At 73.6% G+C, this 21,366-nt stretch carries 25 protein-coding genes; 8 read left to right on the forward strand and 17 right to left on the reverse strand.

What is annotated here, in order from left to right:
* Positions 1–20 precede the first annotated feature (20 nt).
* Positions 21–494: a Cys-tRNA(Pro) deacylase gene (gene ybaK / locus E4P43_RS06600; protein WP_135144614.1), complete on the reverse strand. Its 474-nt coding sequence runs from the start codon at positions 492–494 to the stop codon at positions 21–23.
* A gap of 197 nt (positions 495–691) precedes the next feature.
* Here ybaK and E4P43_RS06605 point away from each other — a divergent pair, with 197 nt between their 5' ends.
* The 4 genes from E4P43_RS06605 to E4P43_RS06625 all read left to right on the forward strand — a co-directional run bounded on the left by E4P43_RS06605 (position 692) and on the right by E4P43_RS06625 (position 3,362).
* Entirely contained in the window at positions 692–1,384 is a 693-nt protein-coding gene (locus E4P43_RS06605; protein ID WP_113798823.1) for a sigma-70 family RNA polymerase sigma factor, read from the forward strand.
* Entirely contained in the window at positions 1,381–1,713 is a 333-nt protein-coding gene (gene rsrA, locus E4P43_RS06610) for a mycothiol system anti-sigma-R factor (protein WP_135144615.1), read from the forward strand. The genes E4P43_RS06605 and rsrA overlap by 4 nt, the downstream gene beginning before the upstream one ends.
* A gap of 320 nt (positions 1,714–2,033) precedes the next feature.
* On the forward strand, positions 2,034–3,080 hold the full coding sequence (locus E4P43_RS06620; RefSeq protein ID WP_135144617.1) for a biotin carboxylase N-terminal domain-containing protein: 1,047 nt from the start codon (positions 2,034–2,036) through the stop codon (positions 3,078–3,080).
* 57 nt (positions 3,081–3,137) lie between these two features.
* On the forward strand, positions 3,138–3,362 hold the full coding sequence (locus E4P43_RS06625; protein WP_135144618.1) for a biotin/lipoyl-binding carrier protein: 225 nt from the start codon (positions 3,138–3,140) through the stop codon (positions 3,360–3,362).
* On the opposite strand, the gene E4P43_RS06630 is transcribed toward E4P43_RS06625, so the two are convergent.
* Positions 3,359–3,859 (reverse strand): GNAT family N-acetyltransferase, encoded by a 501-nt coding sequence (locus E4P43_RS06630; protein ID WP_245158970.1) that lies wholly within the window; start codon positions 3,857–3,859, stop codon positions 3,359–3,361. The two genes, E4P43_RS06625 and E4P43_RS06630, sit on opposite strands and share 4 nt — an antisense overlap.
* Positions 3,860–3,902: 43 nt before the next feature.
* Between E4P43_RS06630 and E4P43_RS06635 the strand changes: the two genes are divergently transcribed.
* The gene (locus tag E4P43_RS06635) at positions 3,903–5,384 is read left to right on the forward strand and encodes a sensor histidine kinase (RefSeq protein ID WP_135144619.1); all 1,482 of its coding nucleotides are present in this window, start codon (positions 3,903–3,905) and stop codon (positions 5,382–5,384) included.
* A gap of 115 nt (positions 5,385–5,499) precedes the next feature.
* On the opposite strand, the gene E4P43_RS06640 is transcribed toward E4P43_RS06635, so the two are convergent.
* Both E4P43_RS06640 and E4P43_RS06645 read right to left on the reverse strand, forming a co-directional pair.
* Entirely contained in the window at positions 5,500–5,751 is a 252-nt protein-coding gene (locus tag E4P43_RS06640) for a WhiB family transcriptional regulator (protein ID WP_113798835.1), read from the reverse strand.
* A gap of 277 nt (positions 5,752–6,028) precedes the next feature.
* The gene (locus E4P43_RS06645) at positions 6,029–7,042 is read right to left on the reverse strand and encodes a diacylglycerol kinase family protein (RefSeq protein WP_135144620.1); all 1,014 of its coding nucleotides are present in this window, start codon (positions 7,040–7,042) and stop codon (positions 6,029–6,031) included.
* Between the two features lie 93 nt (positions 7,043–7,135).
* On the opposite strand from E4P43_RS06645, the gene E4P43_RS06650 reads away from it, so the two are divergent.
* Positions 7,136–7,618: a hypothetical protein gene (locus tag E4P43_RS06650; protein ID WP_135144621.1), complete on the forward strand. Its 483-nt coding sequence runs from the start codon at positions 7,136–7,138 to the stop codon at positions 7,616–7,618.
* A gap of 3 nt (positions 7,619–7,621) precedes the next feature.
* Here E4P43_RS06650 and E4P43_RS06655 read toward each other — a convergent pair whose 3' ends face one another.
* From E4P43_RS06655 to sodN, 6 genes are all read right to left on the reverse strand, one after another.
* Complete coding sequence (locus tag E4P43_RS06655; RefSeq protein ID WP_135144622.1) at positions 7,622–8,404, reverse strand: HAD-IIA family hydrolase; 783 nt, start codon at positions 8,402–8,404, stop codon at positions 7,622–7,624.
* A 16-nt stretch (positions 8,405–8,420) separates the two neighbouring features.
* Positions 8,421–8,861 carry a hypothetical protein gene (locus tag E4P43_RS06660; RefSeq protein ID WP_135144623.1) on the reverse strand — a complete coding sequence of 147 codons (441 nt, stop codon included), beginning with the start codon at positions 8,859–8,861 and terminating at the stop codon, positions 8,421–8,423.
* A gap of 56 nt (positions 8,862–8,917) precedes the next feature.
* The gene (locus tag E4P43_RS06665) at positions 8,918–9,397 is read right to left on the reverse strand and encodes a GNAT family N-acetyltransferase (protein WP_135144624.1); all 480 of its coding nucleotides are present in this window, start codon (positions 9,395–9,397) and stop codon (positions 8,918–8,920) included.
* Positions 9,394–10,191: a CDP-diacylglycerol--serine O-phosphatidyltransferase gene (gene pssA, locus E4P43_RS06670; protein ID WP_135144625.1), complete on the reverse strand. Its 798-nt coding sequence runs from the start codon at positions 10,189–10,191 to the stop codon at positions 9,394–9,396. Before pssA ends, E4P43_RS06665 begins: the two co-directional genes overlap by 4 nt.
* 8 nt (positions 10,192–10,199) lie before the next feature.
* Positions 10,200–10,877, reverse strand: a complete 678-nt coding sequence (locus E4P43_RS06675; protein WP_135144626.1) for a phosphatidylserine decarboxylase — start codon at positions 10,875–10,877, stop codon at positions 10,200–10,202.
* A gap of 128 nt (positions 10,878–11,005) precedes the next feature.
* Complete coding sequence (gene sodN, locus E4P43_RS06680) at positions 11,006–11,410, reverse strand: superoxide dismutase, Ni (protein WP_135144627.1); 405 nt, start codon at positions 11,408–11,410, stop codon at positions 11,006–11,008.
* A 51-nt stretch (positions 11,411–11,461) separates the two neighbouring features.
* Between sodN and E4P43_RS06685 the strand changes: the two genes are divergently transcribed.
* Entirely contained in the window at positions 11,462–11,842 is a 381-nt protein-coding gene (locus E4P43_RS06685; protein ID WP_245158971.1) for a S26 family signal peptidase, read from the forward strand.
* On the opposite strand, the gene rfbC is transcribed toward E4P43_RS06685, so the two are convergent.
* Positions 11,828–12,430, reverse strand: coding sequence for a dTDP-4-dehydrorhamnose 3,5-epimerase (gene rfbC / locus E4P43_RS06690; protein ID WP_135144629.1), 603 nt, complete (start codon positions 12,428–12,430; stop codon positions 11,828–11,830). The two genes, E4P43_RS06685 and rfbC, sit on opposite strands and share 15 nt — an antisense overlap.
* A gap of 53 nt (positions 12,431–12,483) precedes the next feature.
* Here rfbC and E4P43_RS06695 point away from each other — a divergent pair, with 53 nt between their 5' ends.
* Positions 12,484–13,671, forward strand: coding sequence for an NADP-dependent malic enzyme (locus tag E4P43_RS06695; RefSeq protein WP_135144630.1), 1,188 nt, complete (start codon positions 12,484–12,486; stop codon positions 13,669–13,671).
* 9 nt (positions 13,672–13,680) lie between these two features.
* Here E4P43_RS06695 and E4P43_RS06700 read toward each other — a convergent pair whose 3' ends face one another.
* The 6 genes from E4P43_RS06700 to E4P43_RS06725 all read right to left on the reverse strand — a co-directional run bounded on the left by E4P43_RS06700 (position 13,681) and on the right by E4P43_RS06725 (position 21,346).
* A complete protein-coding gene (locus E4P43_RS06700; protein WP_135144631.1) occupies positions 13,681–14,868 on the reverse strand; it encodes an RtcB family protein in 1,188 nt (395 codons plus the stop codon).
* Between the two features lie 44 nt (positions 14,869–14,912).
* Positions 14,913–15,626, reverse strand: coding sequence for a metal-dependent hydrolase (locus tag E4P43_RS06705; protein WP_135144632.1), 714 nt, complete (start codon positions 15,624–15,626; stop codon positions 14,913–14,915).
* A 51-nt stretch (positions 15,627–15,677) separates the two neighbouring features.
* Complete coding sequence (locus E4P43_RS06710; protein ID WP_167759092.1) at positions 15,678–16,418, reverse strand: ABC transporter ATP-binding protein; 741 nt, start codon at positions 16,416–16,418, stop codon at positions 15,678–15,680.
* The gene (locus E4P43_RS06715) at positions 16,415–16,603 is read right to left on the reverse strand and encodes a DUF6104 family protein (protein ID WP_135144633.1); all 189 of its coding nucleotides are present in this window, start codon (positions 16,601–16,603) and stop codon (positions 16,415–16,417) included. The genes E4P43_RS06710 and E4P43_RS06715 overlap by 4 nt, the downstream gene beginning before the upstream one ends.
* Before the next feature lie 14 nt (positions 16,604–16,617).
* Positions 16,618–20,397, reverse strand: a complete 3,780-nt coding sequence (locus E4P43_RS06720; protein ID WP_167759093.1) for a multifunctional oxoglutarate decarboxylase/oxoglutarate dehydrogenase thiamine pyrophosphate-binding subunit/dihydrolipoyllysine-residue succinyltransferase subunit — start codon at positions 20,395–20,397, stop codon at positions 16,618–16,620.
* A gap of 139 nt (positions 20,398–20,536) precedes the next feature.
* Complete coding sequence (locus tag E4P43_RS06725) at positions 20,537–21,346, reverse strand: ankyrin repeat domain-containing protein (protein WP_135144635.1); 810 nt, start codon at positions 21,344–21,346, stop codon at positions 20,537–20,539.
* Positions 21,347–21,366: the final 20 nt, after the last annotated feature.

A 21,366-nucleotide genomic window follows, 5' to 3' on the forward strand; every position in this document is an offset into this window, starting at 1 on the left:
GCGGTCCGGGTCGAGCCGGGTCAGCGTCCGATGGCCGCGGTGCGCGCCCGGGTCAGGCACACCAGGTCGGCCGGGGCGAGCTCCAGCTGCAGGCCGCGCTTGCCGGCGCTGACCATCACGGTGCCGAACCCCAGGGCCGAGGAGTCGACGACCGTCGGCAGCGCCTTCTTCTGGCCCAGCGGGCTGATGCCGCCCAGCACGTAGCCGGTGGCCCGCTCGGCGTCGGCCGGGTCGGCCATGACCGCCTTGCGGCCGCCCACCGCCGCGGCGAGCGCCTTGAGGTCGAGGGTTCCGCTGACCGGGACCACGGCGACGGTGAGCGCGCCGTCGACGCGGGCGACCAGCGTCTTGAACACCTGCCTCGGGTCGGCGCCCAGCGCGGCCACCGCGGCCTCGCCGTGGCCCTGGTCGGAGGGGTGCTCGGGGTCGTACGGGTGCAGGGTGTGGGCCACTTTCGCCCGCTCCAGGACCCGCACCGCCGGGGTAGCCGCCACGGCGCGGGAGCGTAGCCAGTTCCGCCCCACCGGGAATGACCGCGCCGACGGACGCCGTTGCACCGGCCGTGAGCAGCACCGTCTCCAGCGCCCGCCCGCGGGCCGCGCACCGGCGTCCCCCGGGCCGTCCTGATGCCGCGCGGCTAGGATCGATCGATGTGGCGCCCCGCGTCCCGGGGCTCCGGAGAGGACGGTCGGTGCCTGAAGAGTCCGCGGTGGAGAACCCTGGCCAGCTGCCGGAGGCCGCACCCGTAGAGGTGCCCGAGGCCCGCGAGGGCGGGAGCCGCACGGAGCTCGCCGAGACCCGCGCCGAGCGCGACGCCCGCTTCGAGCGGGACGCGCTGCCCTACCTCGACCAGCTCTACCCGGCGGCTCTGCGGATGACCCGCAACCCGGCCGACGCCGAGGACCTGGTCCAGGAGACGTTCGTCAAGGCGTACTCCGCGTTCCACCAGTTCGCCGAGGGCACGAACCTCAAGGCCTGGCTGTACCGGATCCTGACGAACACCTACATCAACAGCTACCGCAAGAAGCAGCGGCAGCCGCAGCAGTACCCCACCGAGCAGGTGCAGGACTGGCAGCTCTACGCCGCCGAGGAGCACAGCTCCACGGGCCTGCGTTCCGCCGAGATCGAGGCGCTGGACCACCTGCCGGACTCCGACATCAAGGAGGCCCTGCAGCAGCTGCCCGAGGACTTCCGGCTGGCGGTGTACCTCGCCGACGTCGAGGGGTTCGCCTACAAGGAGATCGCCGAGATCATGGGCACGCCCATCGGCACGGTGATGTCCCGGCTGCACCGCGGGCGCCGCGGGCTGCAGAAGCTGCTGGCCGACTACGCCCGTGAGCGCGGCTTCGTCCGCGCCGGAGCCGGTGAGGAGGCGAGCAAGTGACGAGCGACGACGCTGCGCGCGCCGGTGAGCCGATCGAGATCAACTCCTGCGACGACGTCCTGACGCACGTCTTCGAGTTCCTCGACCACGAGACGAACGACGCCCGGCGGGCGGTCATCGCCGAGCACCTCGAGGACTGCTCCTCCTGCCTGCGCGAGTTCGGCATCGAGCAGGAGTTCAAGGCGCTCGTGCGCCGCCGGTGCGGTGGCGACAAGCCGCCGTCGGGCCTGCGCGACCGGATCAAGATGCAGCTGACCAGTGTGTCGTTCGAGGAGGACGGCACCCAGATCAGCGTCGAGCGCGTCACCATCGAGCGCACCGGCGACTAGCCCCCGGACACGCGAACGCCCCGCTCCCGCGCTGCTCGCGGGTGCGGGGCGTTCGTACGTCCGCGGCCTGGGATCAGGCGTTGGGGCGCTTGCCGTGGTTCGCCTTGTTCCCCTTGCGGGAGCGACGCTTGCGTCCGCGCTTGGACATCGCTGCCCTCCTCTCACGTTGCAGGTGGGCCGGGCGGCCCTGGTTCTCGCGGGGCCGGAACGCGGCGCACGTATCGTGCGCGGCGTCGCCGAACCCGCCAAGCTGACGCGACAAGCCTCTCACGGGGAGTCCGGCCGCCGTGCCGGGCAGGGGACAGCAGGAGGAAACACCAGTGCCACAGCTCGACATCGAGAGCGTCCTCGTCGCGGGACGGGGACCGGCCGGCTGTGCCGTGATCCGGGCCTGCGAGCGCTCCGGCGTGAAGGCGGTGGCGGTGCACAGCGAGTCCGAGCGCAGCGCCCGGCACGTCCGCCTGGCCGACGACGCCGTCCTGCTGGGGCCGGCCCCCGCCGCCGAGAGCTACCTGGCCGTGGACCGCATCGTCGAGGCCGCGCGGCGCAGCGGTGTCGAGGCCGTGCTGCCCGTCCCGCCGGCCCTCGCGGGCAACGCCCGGCTGGCCGCCGCCGTCATCGGAGCGGGGCTGCGCTGGGTCGGGCCGGACCCGGAGGTGCTCGAGCGCCTCGGCGGGGACGGTGTCGAGCCGGCCAGCGAGCGTGGGTTCCTCGCCTGGGTCACCGAGGAGGGGCTGCGCTTCACCACCCCGGTCGCCCGCGACCGCGCGGCCGGCATCGCCCGCGTCTCCTGGACCCCCGACGCCTCCGAGCAGCTGCCGGCGGCCGCCCGGCGGCTGCCCGAGCTCGGCTGGCGCGGCCTGGTCACCGTGGGGATCTCACCGGACGGCGAGCTCGCCGAGGTCGCGGCCGGCTTCTCCCTCGACATGGCGGTGCTGGAGCGGGCGCACGGCGTCGACGCCGTGGAGCTCGCCCTGCGCAGCGCCGCCGGCCCCCGGGCCACCGCCGCCGGGCCGCGGGGCTCCGGGCCGCGGTCGGCCGTCGCCGTCCAGCTGCGCTCGACGCTGCCGCCCGGCACGGAGGGGCGGGTCAGCGGCCGGCTCCCCGGCTCCGGCCGGCCCCCGGAGGCGCCGTCCGGGGTGAACCTGGTCGCGGTGACCGGCTACGACCCCGGCGACCGCCTGGACGGCTGGTACGACGCGCTCCTGGCCACGGTCAGCGCCGGGGCGCCGGACGCCGCGACCGCTGCCCGGGCGGCCTCCGAGGCGCTGTCGGGCCTGCCGGAGATCGGCGTCCCGCACGACGGGCCCGAGGTCTGCGCCGTGCTCGGCAGACTCGCCGAGGACCCGGCTCTGCCGCGGCCCTGACGCCGGGGACGCGTGCTTGGATGAGGGCTCGCGAACGGTTGTGATCAGGAGGTCGCGGTGGCGGTCGAGGAGATCCACGCGGAGATGGTCTCCAGCGTCTGGAAGGTGCTCGTCACCCCCGGAGCCGAGGTGTCCGCCGGCGACACGCTGGTGATCCTCGAGTCCATGAAGATGGAGATCCCGGTGCTCACCGAGCACGCGGGGACCGTGCAGGAGCTGCACGTCGTCGAGGGCGAGGTCCTCCAGGAGGGCGACCTCATCGCCACCGTCGCGGCGGCCTAGGACAGCTCGCGGGCGTAGACCACCAGGTCGATGCCCGGCACCGGCGCCCAGTCCCGCTCCGGGAGCCGGGTGAAGCCGAGCCGCTCGTAGAGGCGGTGCGCCGTCGTCATGCGCGTCCCGGTGGAGATGACCACCCGCCGCTTGCCGGCCGCCCGGGCCCGGCCCAGGCACTCCCGGACCAGCGCCGCGCCGATGCCGCGCCCCTGCGCCGCGGGGTCCACCACCAGCATCCGGAAGCCGGCCTCGTCCTCGGACTCGGTGACCTCGCCGAAGTCGCCCTCGAGCACGAGCGCCACGCTGCCGACGACCCGCCCGTCGTGGTCGCGCACGACCAGCAGCTCGGCGCGGGACGCGCGACCGGCGACGTCGGCCAGCTCGGCGGCGTACCCGGCGGAGGCCAGCCCGCCGTCGACGTAGACGCCGACGGTCAGCTCGGCGATGCGGTCGAAGTCCTCGGGGGTGGCCCGGTCGATGCGCACGGCGGGGACTGACACCACGTCCGCAGCCTACGGAGGTGCCGCGCCTAGGCTCGCGGGCACCATGAGCAGCCTCTCCGAGCGCCTCACGCGCGGCACGGCCTCCGACCCCGCCCACGTCGACCACGCCCGGCGGCTGGTCGCCGACTGGCAGCTGCTGGCCGACCTCGCCTTCGCCGACCTGACGCTGTGGGTGCCGCTGGAGTCCGGCGCCTGGTGGTGCGTGGCCCAGGTACGGCCCCTGACGACGTCCACGAGCCGGCCCGAGGACATGGTCGGCGAGGAGCTCGACGGCGCCGCCGCGCAGCCGTTCGCCGTCGCCTACCGGGACGGCCGGCCGGTCACCGACGGCGAGCCGGACTGGTCGGGGCCGGTCCCGCGACGACGGGAGGTCATCCCGGTGCGGCACGAGGGCGCGGTGATCGCCGTCCTGGCCAAGGACACCAACCTGGCGGTCACCCGGTCACCGTCGACGCTGGAGCTGACCTACCTCGACATCGCCGCCGACCTCTGCCTCATGGTCTCGGCGGGCTCCTTCCCGCCGGCCAAGCTCCAGGACGCCGAGATGGGCCCGCGCGTGGGCGACGGCCTGCTGCGGCTCGACGCGACCGGCGCGGTGACCTACGCCAGCCCCAACGCGGTGTCGGCCTACCGCCGGATCGGCGTCACCCGCGACCTGGGCGGCGCGAACCTGGCCGACGTCACCTGCCGCTCGATGACCGACCGGGTGTCGGGCGAGGCGGCCGCGGCCGCCGTGTCCGCGGCGGTGGCCGGCCGCTACCCCGACCCGATGGACGTCGAGGCCGACAGCGCCACCCTGCTGCTGCGCGCGCTCCCGCTCCTGGGCCCGGACGGCGAGCCGGGGGCGCTGGTGCTGGTCCGCGACGTCACCGACGTCCGCCGGCGGGACCGGGCGCTGCTCACCAAGGACGCCACGATCCGCGAGATCCACCACCGCGTGAAGAACAACCTGCAGACGGTGGCGGCGCTGCTGCGGCTCCAGGCCCGCCGCATGACGGAGCCGGCGGCCCGCGCGGCCCTGGAGGAGTCGGTGCGCCGGGTGGCCTCCATCGCCGTCGTCCACGAGACCCTGGCCGGCAGCCGGGAGGACGTCGTCGACGTCGACGACGTCCTGGACCAGGTGCTGCCGATGCTCGGCGACCTGACCTCGGTGGGCCCCGCGGCGCGGACGCGGCGCACCGGGTCCTTCGGCGAGCTGCCCGCCGCGGCGGCGACCCCGCTGGTGCTGGCGGTCACCGAGCTCCTGCACAACGCCGCGGAGCACGCCTTCCCCGAGGGGGAGCCAGGCATCATCGAGCTGGTGGCGCAGCGGTCCGGCGACGACCTCGTCGTGCGGGTGCGGGACAACGGGCGGGGGCTGCCGGAAGGCTTCGACCCGGCGGCCAGCGACGGGCTGGGGCTGCAGATCGTGCGCACGCTGGTGACCAGCGAGCTCGGCGGCACGCTGACGATGGGCGCACCCGAGGACGCGCAGGGCACCGAGGTCGTGCTCGGCCTCCCCGGGAGCGCCTGGCCGCGCCGCTAGCGGCGCAGGCGCCGGAAAGCGCCGAGGCCGGCCCGGGAGCTCCCGGGCCGGCCTCGTGGCGGTCAGTGCGATCGCGGTGGTGCGTGGGCTGCTCGGCAGCCCGTCGTGCCGGTTCTCAGGCGGTGCGGACCCGGGTCCGAGCCTGACGGCGCTTCAGCGCGCGTCGCTCGTCCTCGGAGAGACCGCCCCAGACCCCGGAGTCCTGGCCCGAGCGGAGAGCCCAGTCCAGGCACGACTGCACCACCGGGCAGCGCTGGCACACGGCCTTCGCCTGCTCGATCTGGACGGTGGCCGGGCCGGTCGTCCCGATCGGGAAGAACAGTTCCGGATCCTCGTCCCGGCAGAGCGCGCGGTGGCGCCAGTCCATGGCTTCGTACTCCTCGATGTCGTCTAGCGTTCGGTGCGTCAGTCGCCTGCTCGGTCCGCCTCGCCGGGCCGACACCGGTTACCCAGCGCCATGGCGGCAGCGACTGCCTGCCTTTGTTACCGGCAGGTTGCGTTCCTCCAGCGATGTTTTCACGGGAAAGTCGCAAGTCAAGGGAATCAGCCCCACCCCGGACCCCCGCGTGAGCAACCTCACCACGCGCGTGATAGGCCCGCCACTCGGCGGGGGGAATGCCCTCGCGAAACGCTCAAGAACCTGCTCAGGCGACCACGCGCAGCGCGTTCGGGACGTCCTGGATCCGCACCCCCGTGGCCGTTCCCAGGTGCTCGCCGTCGACCTGCCAGCCCTGCGGCCGGACGGCGCTGAGCGAGAGCTCCGGGAGGTCGTGCCAGCGGTGCAGACCGCGGCCGCGCAGGTCCGGCTCGCGGGAGAGCGTCTGCCGCAGCGCGCGCAGCATGCGGGTGGTGCTCGTCCGGCCGAGGGCGAAGACGTCGAGGCCGGTCTCGAAGGACGCCTCGGGGGTCGGGTTCACCGGCCGGGCGCCCAGGTAGGTCCAGGGGCTGACATTGGACACCAGGCAGAGGAACAGCTCCTCCACGGAGGGCTCGCCGGGGACCTGCAGGGTCATGGCGGGGCGCCGCCGCTCGCGGCCGAAGAGGAAGGCGCTGGTCGCCTCGCGGACGTAGAGGGCGCCGGTGGAACGCCGGCCCTCCGCCCGCCGCGCCTCGACCCGGGCGATGACCTCGGCGTCGAAGCCGAAGCCGGCGGCGAAGACGAACCAGCGGGGCGCCGTCCACTCGTCGTCGCGCCGGTCGGCGTCGGCCTCGGCCGCGCCGGGGGCCACGCCCGTGACGGCGGCGGTGCTGGTGCCCGCGGCGCTGATCGTCCCGAGCGAGACCAGCCGGGTGCGGCCGGCACGGAGGGAGGCCAGGATCTCCGCGGTCGCCTCCACCGGGTCGCGCGAGCGGCCCAGGGCCCGGGAGAAGACGTTGGTCGACCCGCCGGGCACGACGGCCAGGGTCGGCAGCCCGGGGCGCGGTCCGCCGCTGAGCAGCCCGTTCACCACCTCGTTGACGGTGCCGTCGCCACCCACGGAGACCACGACGTCGACGCCGTCGGCCGCCGCGCGGGCGCCGAGCTCGCGGGCGTGCCCGCGGTGGGAGGTCTCGGCGACGTCGAGCTTGAGCTCGCTGGCGAGGGCGCCGACCAGCACGTCCCGCATCTTGGCGGAGGTGGTGGTCGCCGCCGGGTTGACGACCACGAGCGCGCGCATGCGGCCAGGCTAACCAGCGCGGACCCGTCCTCGCGGGAGGACGACGGGGCAGCGAGGGCCGGGTGGCGTCGGCCCCCGCGTAACCTCGGCGCCGTGACCGAGGACCGAGGGGCGCCGTCGAAGCCGCCCCGCAGGCTTGCCGACCGGCTGTTCGGCGCGGCCGCCGCGGAGCCCGCGCCCCGTCCCGCACGCCCGGTGGCCGTCGCCCCGCCGTCGCTGCGCCGCGCCGCGCTCGTGGTCGGTGTGGAGGCCGCCGCGTTCGCCGTCGGCACCCTGGTCCTGCTCTACCTGACGGTGACCGGCGACCCGGACAGCACCGCCCGGGCACTGGCCGAGGTCGTCCTCGCCGCGCTCGCGGCTGGCGTCCTCGGGGCCGGCGCCGTCGGCCTCTCGCGGGTCTCCGAGTGGGCCCGCGGCCCCGTCATCGCCCTGCAGCTGTTCCTGGGCATCGCCGGGTTCACCCTGGCGTTCTCGGCGCAGCTGCCGCTGGTCGGGCTGCCGGTCCTGGCCCTCGTGGTCGCCGTGCTCTACCTCCTGGCCGCGCCGGAGTCCCGGCTGGCCTACGAGGACCGCTAGCGCTCAGACCAGCTCGATCACGTCGGCGTTCGACGTGCAGACCCGGCTGGGCCGGAACGGGAAGCGGCTGACCTCCTCGGCCGAGGTCGACCCGGACAGCACCAGCACGGTCTCCAGACCGGCCTCGATGCCGGCCACCACGTCGGTGTCCATCCGGTCGCCCACCATGATCGTGGACTCCGAGTGGGCCTCGATCCGGTTCATGGCGCTGCGGAACATCATCGGGTTGGGCTTGCCCACGAAGTAGGGCTTCGCGCCGGTGGCGGCGGTGATCATGGCTGCCACCGAGCCCGTCGCCGGCAGCGGCCCCTCCGTCGAGGGGCCGGTGACGTCGGGGTTGGTGGCGATGAACCGGGCGCCGTCGCCGACCAGCCGGATGGCGCGGGTGATGGCCTCGAACGAGTAGGTCCGGGTCTCACCGAGGACGACGTAGTCGGGGGCGGTGTCGGTCAGCGTGTAGCCGGCCTCGTACAGCGCCGTCGTGAGGCCGGCCTCCCCGATGACGTAGGCCGACCCGCCGGGCAGCTGCGAGCTGAGGAAGTCCGCCGTCGCCAGGGCCGAGGTGAAGATCGCCTCCTCCGGCACCTGCAGGCCACCCCGGGCCAGCCGGGCGGCGAGGTCGCGGGGCGTGAAGATCGAGTTGTTGGTCAGCACGAGGAACCGGCGACGTCGCTCGACGAGGCGGTCCAGGAACTCCTTGGCGCCGGGGAGGGCCAGGCCCTCGTGGACCAGCACCCCGTCCATGTCGGTGAGCCAGCACTCGATGGGTCCGCGGTCGGTGGTCATCCAGGTCCTCCGGTGGTCATGGCCAGATGCGCGGGTCGGCGTCGGACTCGTCGGGCTCTCCCAGCGTCACCGTGCGGCGCAGGAGGCGCCGCCCGAGGGAGTACGGCGTACGGATCCGCAGCTGACCCTCGCAGGCGCGGTGCTCGAGGTCGACCCGGACCGCGTCGGACCCCAGCCAGGTGATGTCCATGACCAGGGCCACTGCCCGCAGATCGTCGCGGGCGGCCAGCAGGCTGCCCTCCACGACGTCGATCGCGTCGAGCGGGGTGAGCCGGCGTCCGGGCACCGGGTCGGGCAGGTGGTACTCGAGGGTCCCGGAGCGGTCGATGGACAGGCCGACGGGGAAGAAGCCGCCACGCCGTTGCAGGGAGGTGACGGCGGCCCGGAGTGCCGCGGACCGCAGGTGCGCGACGTCCTCGCACACGGCGGCGGGAACCGCGGGGCTCCGAGTCGTCACACCCCGAACTTCGGCACCTGCGCCAGGATCTTGATCCGGGCGGCGCAGTTCGCGGGCTAGCGCGCCGCGGCGGCGAAGGTGCTCAGGGCGTCGTCGGTCAGCCGGAAGACCGTCCACTCGTCCATGGGGACGGCGCCGGCGGCGCGGTAGAAGTCGATCGACGGGGTGTTCCAGTCGAGCACCGACCACTCCAGGCGCGAGTAGCCGCGCTCGACGCAGACGGCGGCCAGCGTGCGCAGCAGCTCCCTGCCCAGCCCGCTGCCGCGGTGCTCCGGGGAGACGTAGAGGTCCTCGAGGTAGATGCCGTGGGTGCCGCGCCAGGTGGAGAAGTTGAGGAACCACAGGGCGATGCCCACGACCCGGCCCTCGTGCTCGGCGACGTGCCCGAAGAGGGCGGGGGAGTCGCCGAAGAGGCAGGCGGTGAGCTGCTCCTCGGTGAGCCGGACCTCGTGCAGCGCCTTCTCGTACTCGGCGAGCTCGCGCACCAGGCCGACGACGGCGGGCACGTCCTCGCGCCGCACCGGGCGCACGCTCACGACAGGGCCTCCCTCAGCCGCGCCGGCACCAGCTTGGCCAGGGGTGCGACGACCGGCACCAGGATCGGCGCGAGCAGGTAGCCGTAGGCGAGCACGATCCCGGTGACGACGGGGGCGACGGCGAAGCCGACCACCAGCAGCACCGCTGTCGCGACCAGCCCGTAGGGGCGGCCGCTCTTCGGGCTGACCAGCGACCGGAACGACCGGAAGCGGATGTTCGTGACCATCAGCAGCGCCGGCACGGCGACGATGAGCAGCACCCACAGCCGGTCGCGGCCCTGCATGTCGTCACCGAAGGCGAAGACCGAGGCGAGGACCACGCCGGCGGCCCCGGGGCTGGGCATGCCGATGAAGTACCGCTTGTCCGCCGTCGGGTCGATCGTGGTGTTGAACCGGGCCAGCCGGATCGCCGCGCAGGCCACCCACAGGAAGCAGACCACCCAGCCGAGCGGGTCCCACCCGTCCTGGCCCTCGGAGAACAGCGTGAAGGCCAGCAGCGCCGGTGCCAGGCCGAAGGAGACCAGGTCGGCCAGCGAGTCGAACTGCAGGCCGAAGGGGGTCACCGCGCCCACCAGCCGGGCCACGGCGCCGTCGGTGATGTCGAAGAGCACCGAGAGCCCGACCAGCACCGCGGCCAGCGTGTGGTCGCCCCGGATCGACACCAGGATGGCGAAGAACCCGCAGAACATGTTCCCGAGCGTGAAGAGGCTGGGCAGGCTGGCCAGCGCCCGTCGCCGGCTGCCCCGGACCGATCCCCGGACGAACTCGACGGTCGCCGTGCGCCGCGTGGGCACCGCGGGCCTCAGCGGGTCGAGGGCCAGCGGGCGATGACGGTCTCGCCGCCGCGCACGCGCTGCGCCTTCGTCACGGTGATCTCGCACTCCGGGGGGAGGAAGACGTCCATCCGGGAGCCGAACTTCATCAGGCCCATCCGCTCGCCGGTGGCCAGCGTCTGGCCGACGCCGGTGCGGGTCACGATGCGGCGGGCCAGCACGCCGACGATCTGGCGGAAGACCACGGTGCGGTCGGCGGGGCCGCTGGAGTCGCGCAGCCACAGCTCGCTGCGCTCGTTCCGGTGCGCCGACTCCTTGCGGTAGGCGGCCAGGAAGCTGCCCCTGCGGTAGGAGCTCTCCACGACCTCACCCCGGTACGGCGAGCGGTTGACGTGCACGTCGACCACCGACAGGAAGATGCTGACCTGCTGCCACGTCCCCTCGGGCGCGACGCCCTCCTGCGGCTCGCCGGACACCATGACGACGCCGTCGGCGGGGGAGAGGACGACGTCCGGGTCCGGCGGCGTCACGTCGCAGCGCCGGTCCGGGTCGCGGAAGAAGAGGGCCATGTAGGCGGAGAGGCCCAGGAACGGCCACGCCGCCGCGCGCGCCCAGCGGCGGCCGGTGAGGCGGCCTCCGGCGGCGAGCAGGGCGGCAGGGGCCAGCGGTCCGGTGATGAAGGGCCACCCGGCGGGGTCGATGCGCATGGTCCTCGAACCGTACCGGGCGGGCGGGGGTCGTCACCCGCTGTGCCGCCGTCGGTCGGCGCGCCGGAACGCGAACGGCGCCGGTCGGTGGCGATCCACCGGCCGGCGCCGTCCGCGTGCGCGGGAGGTCAGGCAGCTGCCTTGGTCTCCCAGAAGATCTTGTCGATCTCGGCGATGTAGTCGAGCAGCTTCTGGCCCTCGGCGGGGTCCATGCTGCCCTTGCCGCCGGCCGCACCGGCCTGCTTGGTGGCCTTGTTGAACAGCTCGTGCAGGTGCGGGTACTTCTCGAAGTGCGGGGGCTTGAAGTAGTCGGTCCAGAGCACCCACAGGTGGTGCTTGACCAGGTCGGCGCGCGCCTCCTTGATCAGGACGGCGCGCATCTTGAAGACCTCGTCGTCGCTGGCCTGGTACTTCTCCTGGATGGCCTTGACCGACTCGGCCTCGATGCGGGCCTGGGCGGGGTCGTACACGCCGCAGGGGAGGTCGCAGTGCGCGGTGGCCTCCACGGCGGAGAACATGCGGGTGAGACGCATGGAGGTGCCTCCGGGGTTCGTGGGGATCTGTCGTCTGCGACCCTACTCGCGGTGATCCAGGAGGACAGCGCGAGAGAGCCCACGGCGGGCCTGCCGACCCCGTGGGCCCTGGTGCGGGTCAGCGGGCCGTCGATGTCGCCGACCGTCCGCGACGGCGACCGGCTGATGGCCCGGCGGGTGCCGGACCCCGCCCGGGTGCGTCCCGGGGACGTCGTCGTCGCCCGGTTTCCCGCGCGGCCGGAGCTGCTGGTCGTCAAGCGGGTGCGCCGCGCCGTCGACGGCGGGCACTGGGTCGAGGGCGACAACCCGTTCCTCACCGACGACAGCCGCTCCTTCGGGCCCGCCGTCGTCGTGGGTCGCGTGCTGGGCCGGCTCTGGCCGCGGCCGGGCCGGCTGGCGGCCCGGCCCGACCTCGGCTCAGACCTGGCGTAGCTGCGCGTAGCGCGCGGCGCACTCCTCCATCGTCGGCAGCAGCCCCTGCTCCCGGGCCTGCGCGAGGGTCGGGGCGGCGCGGTCCTTGGCCGACAGCTCCAGCTGGACGTCCGACGGCCACGGGAGGGCGAGGTCGGGGTCCATCGGGTCGACGCCGAACTCGCGGGAGGGGTCGTAGCCCGAGGACACCAGGTAGGTCACCGAGCTGTCGTCGGCCAGCGCGAGGAAGGCGTGGCCGAGCCCCTCGGCCAGGTAGACCGCACGCGGCTGGTCGCTGTCGAGCACCACCGCGTCGTGCACGCCGAAGGTGGGCGAGCCGACCCGCACGTCGACGACGACGTCCAGCACCCGCCCGGCGGGGCAGTAGACGTACTTGGCCTGCCCGGGAGGCACCAGGGCGAAGTGCACCCCGCGCAGGACCCCCCGCGCCGAGACGCTGTGGTTGGCCTGCGCGAGCGGAAGTGCGTGTCCCACTGTCTGGGAAAGAGCGTCGGCCCGGTACCACTCGGTGAAACGCCCCCGCGTGTCGCCGTGCGGCACGAGGTCGACGACGTAGCTGTCGGGGACGGCGAGCTCGGTGATCTCCACGACGGCACCGTAGCGACAGGCGCCCCGACGGGCCGGTCTACTCTGCTGTGCCCATGAGCGGAAACCCGGCGCCCGAGCAGCCCACCGACCGCTTCGCCGACGACCCGGCGTTCGCGGTGCACGAGGGCGGCAAGCTCTCCGTGGCCTCGACCCGCTCCATCGGCTCGATCGACGACCTCGCGCTCACGTACACCCCCGGCGTCGCCCGCGTCTCCAGCGCCATCGCCGCCGAGCCCGAGCTCGCGCGCCGGTTCACCTGGGCCCCTCGCGTCGTCGCAGTCGTCTCCGACGGCACCGCGGTGCTCGGCCTCGGCGACATCGGGCCGGCCGCGGCGCTGCCGGTGATGGAGGGCAAGGCCTGCCTGTTCAGCGAGTTCGCCGGCCTCTCCTCGGTGCCGATCGTGCTGAGCACCACCGACGTGGACGAGATCGTCGACACCGTCATGGCGATCGCGCCGTCCTTCGGCGGCATCAACCTCGAGGACATCAGCGCCCCGCGCTGCTTCGAGATCGAGGACCGGCTGCGCGAGCGGCTCGACATCCCCGTCATGCACGACGACCAGCACGGGACGGCGATCGTCGTGCTGGCCGCCCTGCGCAACGCCGCCAAGGTCGTGGGCCGCGAGATCGGCGACCTGCGGGTCGTCGTCTCCGGGGCCGGAGCCGCGGGCGTGGCGTGCACCAAGATCCTGCTCGAGGCCGGCGTCGGCGACATCTCCGTCGCGGACTCCCAGGGCATCCTGCACGCCGGCCGCGAGGTCACCGGCAGCAAGCAGTGGCTGGTGGAGAACACGAACCAGGCCGGCTTCGCGGGCACCATGGTGTCCGCGCTCGAGGGCGCCGACGTCTACCTCGGCGTCTCCGGCGGCTCGGTGCCCGAGGCGGCGATCGCCTCGATGGCCGAGAACGCGATCGTCTTCTCGCTGGCCAACCCGACGCCCGAGGTGGACCCGGAGATGGCGGCCAGGCACGCCGCGGTCGTCGCCACCGGCCGCAGCGACCTGCCCAACCAGATCAACAACGTGCTGGCCTTCCCCGGCGTCTTCCGCGGCGCCATCGACGCCGGCGCCACGAAGATCACCGAGGAGATGAAGCTCGCGGCCGCCACCGCGATCGCCGACGTCGTCGGCGAGGACCTGCGGCCGGACTACATCGTGCCCAGCCCGCTGGACCGGCGGGTCGCCACCGCGGTCGCCGAGGCCGTGGCCGCCGTCGCCCGCGAGCAGGGCGTCACCCGCTGAGGTCCGGCGTCAGTCGCCCTTGACGTTCACCAGCTGGCGCAGCGTGTGCCTGATCTCGACCAGGTCGGCGGCGTCCCTCATGACGACGTCGACGTCCTTGTAGGCAGCGGGGATCTCGTCGAGGAAGGCGTCGCTGTGCCGCCACTCGATGCCCGTCATCGCCTTCTCCAGCTCGGCGCGGGTGAACGTGCGCCGCGCCCTGCTCCGCGAGTACACCCGGCCGGCGCCGTGCGGTGAGCTGTTCAACGACTCCGGGTTGCCCCTGCCGACGACCACGTAGCTGGCCGTGCCCATCGAGCCGGGGATGAGGCCGGGCTGGCCCTTCCTCGCCTCGATGGCCCCCTTGCGGGAGACCCACAGGTCGACGCCGTCGTGCCGCTCCTGCTGGGTGAAGTTGTGGTGGCAGTTGATCCGCTCGAGCTCGGGCGTGCTGTCGGCCCGCATGTGCGCCGCGAGCGCGTCGGCGACCCGGTCCATCATCTCCTCGCGGTTGAGCAGCGCGAAGTGCTGCGCCCAGCGCAGCTCGGCGATGTAGCGGTCGAACTCCGGCGTGCCCTCCTCCAGCCAGGCGAGGTCCCGGTCGGGGAGGTCCAGGTGCTCGTCCCGCGCCCGCTGCTGGGCGATGGCGATGTGCTTCTGGGCGATCTTGTTGCCCACGCCCCGGCTGCCGCTGTGCAGGAAGAGCCACACCCGCTGCTGCTCGTCGGCGGTGACCTCGATGAAGTGGTTGCCCGAGCCCAGGCTGCCGAGCTGCAGCTGCCAGTTCGGGGCGGTGCCGGTGACCGAGCCGAGCACCTTGGGGCCGAGCTCCTCGGCCTTGGCCTCCAGCTCCTCGACCCGGCGCCGGGCGGTCGCGGTCAGCTTCTTGTTGTACCTCCCGGCCGACAGCGGCACGTTCCGCTCGATGTCGCCCCGCAGCGGCGCCAGCGACCCGCGGCCGCGCACCTCCTCGACCGACCACGGCGTGCGGACGGCGATCATGCCGCAGCCGATGTCGACCCCGACCGCGGCCGGGATGATCGCCCGCTCCGTCGGCAGCACCGAGCCGACGGTCGCACCCTTGCCGAGGTGCGCGTCGGGCATGAGCGCCACGTGGGGGCGGATGAAGGGCAGCGTGGCGGTGCGCTCGGCCTGCCTCAGCGTCTCGTCGTCGAGGATGCTGGCCCAGTTCAGCAGCTTGTCCGACAGTCGTTCCACAGCGACGAGTCTGCGGGGCGCGGGCGGCGACCGCTTCGCGGGCGTCAGCCGCCGGCGAGGACGCGCTGGACGATGGGGTCGACGGCGACGTGCAGGCCGGTGTTGGCGTAGGCGAAGAAGCACGCCGCGATGCCGAAGGCCGGGACCAGCGCCACCTTCTCCAGGGTCGCGCCCGTGCGCAGCGGCAGGACCGTCAGCCGGCGGCGGGTGACCAGCCACAGGACCGGCACCGGGACGCCGGCGGTGGTGAGCGCGTCGCCGAGGACGTGGGTGAGCACCCCGGCGGCCACCGCCCACGGCAGCCAGCCGGGAGTGGGCATGTGCGTCAGCAGCAGCCAGGCGCCGCCCCAGGAGAGCACCAGGTTGCCCAGGATCGTGGTCTCCGCGCGGCCGGGGATCACGAAGTGCAGCGCGTGCAGCGCCAGGCCGATCGCCAGCGCCAGGACCAGCAGGCTGGACCAGAAGGCGTTCGCGGCCAGCATCGCCAGGGCGCCGAAGGCCAGCGGCGCGAGGACGGCATCGTGGGTGCCCCAGCGGTGGCCGCCGGTGACGGCGCCGATCCCGCCCGAGGGGACGTCGGTGACCGGCCCCCACATGTCCGACACCGTGGAGCCGCGGTGGTCCAGGTCGGGCAGCATCGCGAAGCCGCCCACCGCCGCGATCCAGGCGCCCTGCGCTACGGCGCCGTGCACCGGCGCCCAGGGCAGCGTGGCGGCGCCGACGGCGAGTCCGGAGAGCGCGTGGGTGTGGCCGAGCATGCACCCAGGGTCGCGCCGGGCCGTCCTCCGGGCCGGGAGGCGCGCTGGCGGTCAGTCCGGGAGCAGGTGGCGCAGCAGCCGCTGGGGGTCGTCGAGGAACGCCCGCCAGTCCTGCACGAGGTCCAGCCGCTCCCACTCGCACGGGGCGAAGCCGTCGTCGTCGAGCTCGTACACCAGCGCGCCGGGCAGCGCGGCCAGCAGCGGCGAGTGGGTGGCCAGGAGCACCTGCGAGCCGGCCGCCACGACGCCGTCCAGGAGGGCCAGCAGCCGCAGGCACGAGGAGAACGACAGCGCGGACTCCGGCTCGTCGAGGACCCACAGCCCGCGCTCGGTCTTGCGCTCCTCCAGGAAGGCGAGGAAGCCCTCCCCGTGCGACCGGGCGTGCAGCGGCCCACCGAAGGCGCGCACCCCGTGCGGTCCCTCGTCCAGGGAGCTGAAGTGACCGTGCATGGCCTCCGCGCGCAGGAACGCCCCGCCCTGCGGCCGGGGGAGCTGCCCGTGCAGCTCGAGCTCGCCCCACAGGTCCGACTCGTCGGGGGAGGGGAGCGGGCCCCAGTGCTTCACCGCAGCGGTCAGCGACCGCTGCCACGCGCGGGCGACGGCCTCCACCAGCGTGGACTTGCCGCTGCCGTTCTCACCGACCAGGACGGTGACCGGGGCCAGGTCCATACCGTCGGCCCGCAGCTGCGCGACCGCGGGCACGTCCCAGAACCAGGCACCGGGCGACCGGAGGTCTCGACGCACCTCGGCCCGCGCCAGCGGCAGGGGTGCCGCCGGCGCGGGTCCGTTCATTCGTCGAGGTCGTCGTCGTCCGTGCCGCCGCGGGCCAGCCAGGTGGCCAGCCGCTCGACGGGAACCTCGAAGTCGGGGTTCTGGTCGACGAACGCCTGCATCTGGTCGGCCAGCCAGGCGAGGCTCACCTGCTCCTCGCCCCGCCGCTGCGCCAGCTCCTCGAGCCCCCGGTCGGTGAAGTACACGTGCAGCCCCGAGGTCAGGAGGTGGCGAAGGCCTCGGCGACCAGCTTGCGCTGCTCGACCTCGTGCACCTTCGCCGACCCGACGGCCGGGCTGGCCGACGCGCGACGGCTGACCCGGCGCAGCGTGCGACCCTCCGGCAGCTCCTCGGGCAGGTTGACCGCCATGAACTGCCAGGCGCCCATGTTCGCCGGCTCCTCCTGCACCCAGACGACGTCCGAGGCGTTCGGGTAGCGCTCGAGCTCGGCCCGGATCTGCTCGGCCGGCAGCGGGTACAGCTGCTCGACGCGCACGATCGCGGTGTCGGCCGTGCCTTCGGACTCCCGCTGCGCCATCAGGTCGTAGGCGACCTTGCCGGAGCAGAGCAGCACCTTGCGGACCGCCGAGGCGTCCAGCGGCTCGCCGCCGACCCCGGTGTCGGGGAGGACCGGGCGGAAGCTCTGCTCGGTGAAGTCGGCGACCGCGCTGACCGCCACCTTCGCCCGCAGCAGCGACTTCGGCGTGAAGACGACCAGCGGCCGGTGCACGTCCGACAGCGCCTGGCGGCGGAGCAGGTGGAAGTAGTTGCCCGGCGTCGTGCAGTTGGCGACCGTCATGTTGTTCTCGGCCGACAGCTGCAGGAACCGCTCGATGCGACCGCTGGAGTGGTCGGGGCCCTGGCCCTCGAGGCCGTGCGGCAGCAGCATGACCACGCCGGAGCGCTGGCCCCACTTGGCCTCGCCGGAGCTGATGAACTCGTCGATGACCATCTGCGCGCCGTCGACGAAGTCGCCGAACTGCGCCTCCCACAGCACCAGCGCCTTGGGGTTGGCCACCGAGTAGCCGTACTCGAAGCCGAGCGCGGCGTACTCGCTCAGCAGCGAGTCGTAGACGAAGAACTTCGCCTGGTCCTCGGTGAGGTTGGCCAGCGGCGTGTACTCCGAGCCGTTCTCCCGGTCGATGAGCACCGAGTGGCGCTGCACGAACGTGCCGCGGCGGGAGTCCTGGCCGGCCAGCCGGACCGGGACGCCCTCCATGAGCAGCGACCCGAAGGCCAGCAGCTCGCCCATCGCCCAGTCGATGCCGCCCTCGCTGGCCATCGCCGCGCGGCGCTCCAGCATCTTCTGCAGCTTCGGGTGCGGGGTGAAGTCCGGCGGGAACGAGACGTGCGCGTCGCCGATGGCCTTGAGCACCTCGGGCGTGATCGCCGTCTTCACCATCGACTGCTGCGGCGTGCGCGGGTCCATGACCGGCTCCGGCTTGGAGGCGTCCTTGGCGTCGTGCGTCTCGGCGAAGGCCCGCTCCAGCTGGTCGCGGTAGTCCTTCAGCGCCTCCTCGGCCTCCTGCAGCGTGATGTCGCCACGGCCGACGAGCGCCTCGGTGTACAGCTTCCGGACCGAGCGCTTGCGGTCGATGATGTCGTACATCTGCGGCTGGGTCATCGACGGGTCGTCGCCCTCGTTGTGCCCGCGGCGGCGGTAGCAGACGAGGTCGATGACGACGTCCTTCTTGAACGCCTGCCGGTAGTCCACGGCCAGCCGCGCCACGCGGACGCAGGCCTCCGGGTCGTCACCGTTGACGTGGAAGACCGGCGCGTTGACCATCCGCGCGACGTCGGTCGAGTAGAGGCTCGACCGGGCCGAGGCCGGGCTGGTGGTGAAGCCGACCTGGTTGTTGACGACGACGTGCACCGTGCCGCCGGTGCGGTAGCCGCGCAGCTGGGAGAGGTTCAGGGTCTCCTGCACCACGCCCTGGCCGGCGAACGCGGAGTCGCCGTGCAGCAGGACCGGCAGCACGGTGAAGCCGCTCTCGCCCTTGTCGATCATGTCCTGCTTGGCCCGGACCACGCCCTCGAGGACGGGGTTGACCGTCTCCAGGTGCGAGGGGTTGCTGGCCAGCGAGACGGCGATCTCGGCGTCGAGCTTGAACGGGTTGGTGAACGTGCCCGTGGCGCCGAGGTGGTACTTCACGTCGCCGGAGCCCTGGACCGTGCCGGGGTCGATGTTGCCCTCGAACTCGCCGAAGATCTTGGCGTAGCTCTTGCCGAGCACGTTGGCCAGCACGTTGAGCCGGCCGCGGTGCGGCATGCCGATCGCGACCTCGTCGAGGCCGTGGTCGGTACCGGCGAGCAGGACCTCGTCGAGCACCGGGATGAGCGACTCGCCGCCCTCGAGGGAGAAGCGCTTCTGGCCGACGTACTTGGTCTGCAGGAAGGTCTCGAAGGCCTCGGCGGCGTTCAGCCGGCCCAGGACGTGCTTCTGCTTCTCACGCTCGGGCTGCTCGTGCTTGACCTCGATGCGCTTCTGCAGCCACTCGCGCTCCTCGGGGTCGGTGATGTGCATGTACTCCACGCCGACGGTGCGGCAGTAGGAGTTGCGGAGCACGCCGAGGATGTCGCGCAGCGCCATCAGCTTCTCGCCGGCGAAGCCGCCGACGGGGAACTGCCGGTCGAGGTCCCAGAGGGTCAGACCGTGCTGGAGGATGTCGAGGTCGGGGTGGGTGCGGACCTTGAACTCGAGCGGGTCGGTGTCGGCCATGAGGTGGCCGTTGCGCCGGTAGGCCTCGATGACCTCGATGACGCGGGCTTCCTTGTCGATCTGCCCCTCGCGCGTGATCCGCACGTCCGGCATCCAGCGCACCGGCTCGTAGGGGATGCGCAGCGAGCGGAAGACCTCGTCGTAGAAGCCGTCCTCGCCCAGCAGCAGGGCGTGCAGCCGGCGCAGGAAGTCGCCGGACTCCGCGCCCTGGATGATCCGGTGGTCGTAGGTCGAGGTCAGCGTGATGATCTTCGAGACGGCCATCTCGGTGAGCGCGTCGGGGTTCATCCCCTGGAACTCGGCCGGGTACTCCATGGCACCCACGCCGATGATCGCGCCCTGGCCGGCGGTCAGCCGCGGCACCGAGTGGTTGGTGCCGATCGTGCCCGGGTTGGTCAGGCTGATCGTGGTGCCGGAGAAGTCCTCCATCGTCAGCTTGTTCTGCCGGGCGCGGCGGATGATGTCCTCGTAGGCGGCCCAGAACTGGGCGAAGTCCATCTCCTCGGCGGCCTTGATGGAGGCCACGACCAGCGAGCGCGAGCCGTCGGGCTTCGGCAGGTCGATGGCCAGGCCGAAGTTCACGTGCTCCGGCGTGACGAGCACCGGCTTGCCGTCGACCTCGGCGTAGCTGTTGTTCATGTTCGGGAACGCGTCCAGCGCGCGGACCAGCGCGTAGCCGATCAGGTGCGTGAACGAGATCTTCCCGCCCCGCCCGCGGGCCAGGTGGTTGTTGATGACGATGCGGTTGTCGGCCAGCAGCTTGGCCGGCACCGCGCGCACGCTCGTCGCCGTCGGCACGGTCAGCGACATGTTCATGTTCTTGACGACGGCCGCGGACGCACCGCGCAGCGGCGACTGCTTGCCGGCGCCCACCGGAGGCTTCGGGGCGGCGGCGTTCGAGCTGGTGGTCTGCACGGGTGCGCTCCCCGTCGGCTGGGACCCGGCGGCGGCCGGGCGCTGGACGTCGGGCTTGGCGGGGGCGGGCGCCTGCTGCGGGGCCGCCTGCTTCGCGGGCGCCTGCTGGGCGGGCGCCGCGGGCTGGGCCGGGGCGGCGCGCTTGGCCGGCGCGGCCGCGGCAGCGCCGTTGCCCTTGCCCGCGTCCTCGCGGTCGCCGCCGTCGACCGGGCTGCCCGGGCGGTAGTCGGCGAAGAACTCGTGCCACGCCTGGTCCACGCTGGACGGGTCGGCCTGGTACTGCTGGTACATCTCCTCGACCAGCCACTCGTTGGTGCCGAAGCCGGCGACCTGGGACGAGGGGGACGAGGGCCGGGATGAACTCACGCTTGACACGGGGTCGAGTGCCTTCTTCGTCTTGGGGCTGCGTCTGAGGGGCGTCGCTGGACCGGGTGGCGAGTCTACGCCCGTGGGCGGCGGTCGTCCGGGTGCGGATGAGGACAGGCGTGCCTCGCCCACCGGACCGTCAGTGCGTCGCGCCGTGCGCGACCAGGAGCTCGACCAGGGCGTCGTTGCCGGTGGCCGCCTGCTCGTCGGCCCGGCGGTGCCGGGCGGCGGCCACGCGGCTGATGTCGAGGGCGCTGGCGCCGTCGTGGGTGGTGGCGTCCACGTCGGCCCCGGAGTCCAGCAGCAGCCGCACGATCTCCGGCGCGTCGCCGGCGGCGCCGGCCGCCACCGCCGAGTGCAGCGGGGTGCGACCGGTGTCGGCGTCCCGCCCGTCGACGTCGGCCCCGGCCTCCAGCAGCAGGCGGACCAGCTCCAGGTGCCCGGCCGTGGTGGCCGCGTGCAGGGCCCCGCCGTCGGCGTCGGCGCCGCGGTCCAGCAGCAGCCGGGCGGTGCCGGCTGCACCGCCGAAGGCGGCCCAGGCGAGCAGGTCGACGCCGGTGGTCGGGTCGGTCAGGGCGGCACCGCCGTCGAGCTCGGCGGTGAGCCGCTCGACGTCGTCCAGGTAGGCCGCGCTGGGGGCGTCGACGGGGGCACCGCGCGAGACGAGCAGCGGGACCAGGTCGGGCGCGTGCTCCAGGGCCACGTGCAGCGGGGTGCGGTGGTGCTCGGTCCGGGCCGAGAGGTCCGCGCCGGCGTCCACGAGGACGTCGACCACCTCGGCCCGGCCGCCGGCGACGGCGAGGTGCAGGGGGGTCCAGCCGTCCTGGCCCTCGTGCTCGACGGTCCCGGTGAGCAGCCGCGGCGCCTCGGCGACGGCTGACCGGACGGCCTCGACGTCCCCGTCGGCGATGAGCCGGCCGAGCCGCTGGACTGTCATGCGGGTGGTCACGCGGTCTCCAGTTCTCCCGG

This window comes from Blastococcus sp. TF02A-35 (genome assembly GCF_004571075.1).
Taxonomy (GTDB): domain Bacteria; phylum Actinomycetota; class Actinomycetes; order Mycobacteriales; family Geodermatophilaceae; genus Blastococcus.

What these genes read in the sequence shown, in the direction of transcription:
- E4P43_RS06705 (WP_135144632.1), bottom strand. Translation starts at nt 15,626, where the DNA reads ATGCTCGGCCACACCCACGCGCTCTCCGGACTCGCCGTCGGCGCCGCC.
- E4P43_RS06640 (WP_113798835.1), bottom strand. Translation starts at nt 5,751, where the DNA reads ATGGACTGGCGCCACCGCGCGCTCTGCCGGGACGAGGATCCGGAACTG.
- E4P43_RS06645 (WP_135144620.1), bottom strand. Translation starts at nt 7,042, where the DNA reads ATGCGCGCGCTCGTGGTCGTCAACCCGGCGGCGACCACCACCTCCGCC.
- E4P43_RS06675 (WP_135144626.1), bottom strand. Translation starts at nt 10,877, where the DNA reads ATGCGCATCGACCCCGCCGGGTGGCCCTTCATCACCGGACCGCTGGCC.
- E4P43_RS06695 (WP_135144630.1), top strand. Translation starts at nt 12,484, where the DNA reads ATGAGCGGAAACCCGGCGCCCGAGCAGCCCACCGACCGCTTCGCCGAC.
- E4P43_RS06655 (WP_135144622.1), bottom strand. Translation starts at nt 8,404, where the DNA reads ATGACCACCGACCGCGGACCCATCGAGTGCTGGCTCACCGACATGGAC.
- E4P43_RS06710 (WP_167759092.1), bottom strand. Translation starts at nt 16,418, where the DNA reads ATGAACGGACCCGCGCCGGCGGCACCCCTGCCGCTGGCGCGGGCCGAG.
- sodN (WP_135144627.1), bottom strand. Translation starts at nt 11,410, where the DNA reads ATGCGTCTCACCCGCATGTTCTCCGCCGTGGAGGCCACCGCGCACTGC.
- E4P43_RS06635 (WP_135144619.1), top strand. Translation starts at nt 3,903, where the DNA reads ATGAGCAGCCTCTCCGAGCGCCTCACGCGCGGCACGGCCTCCGACCCC.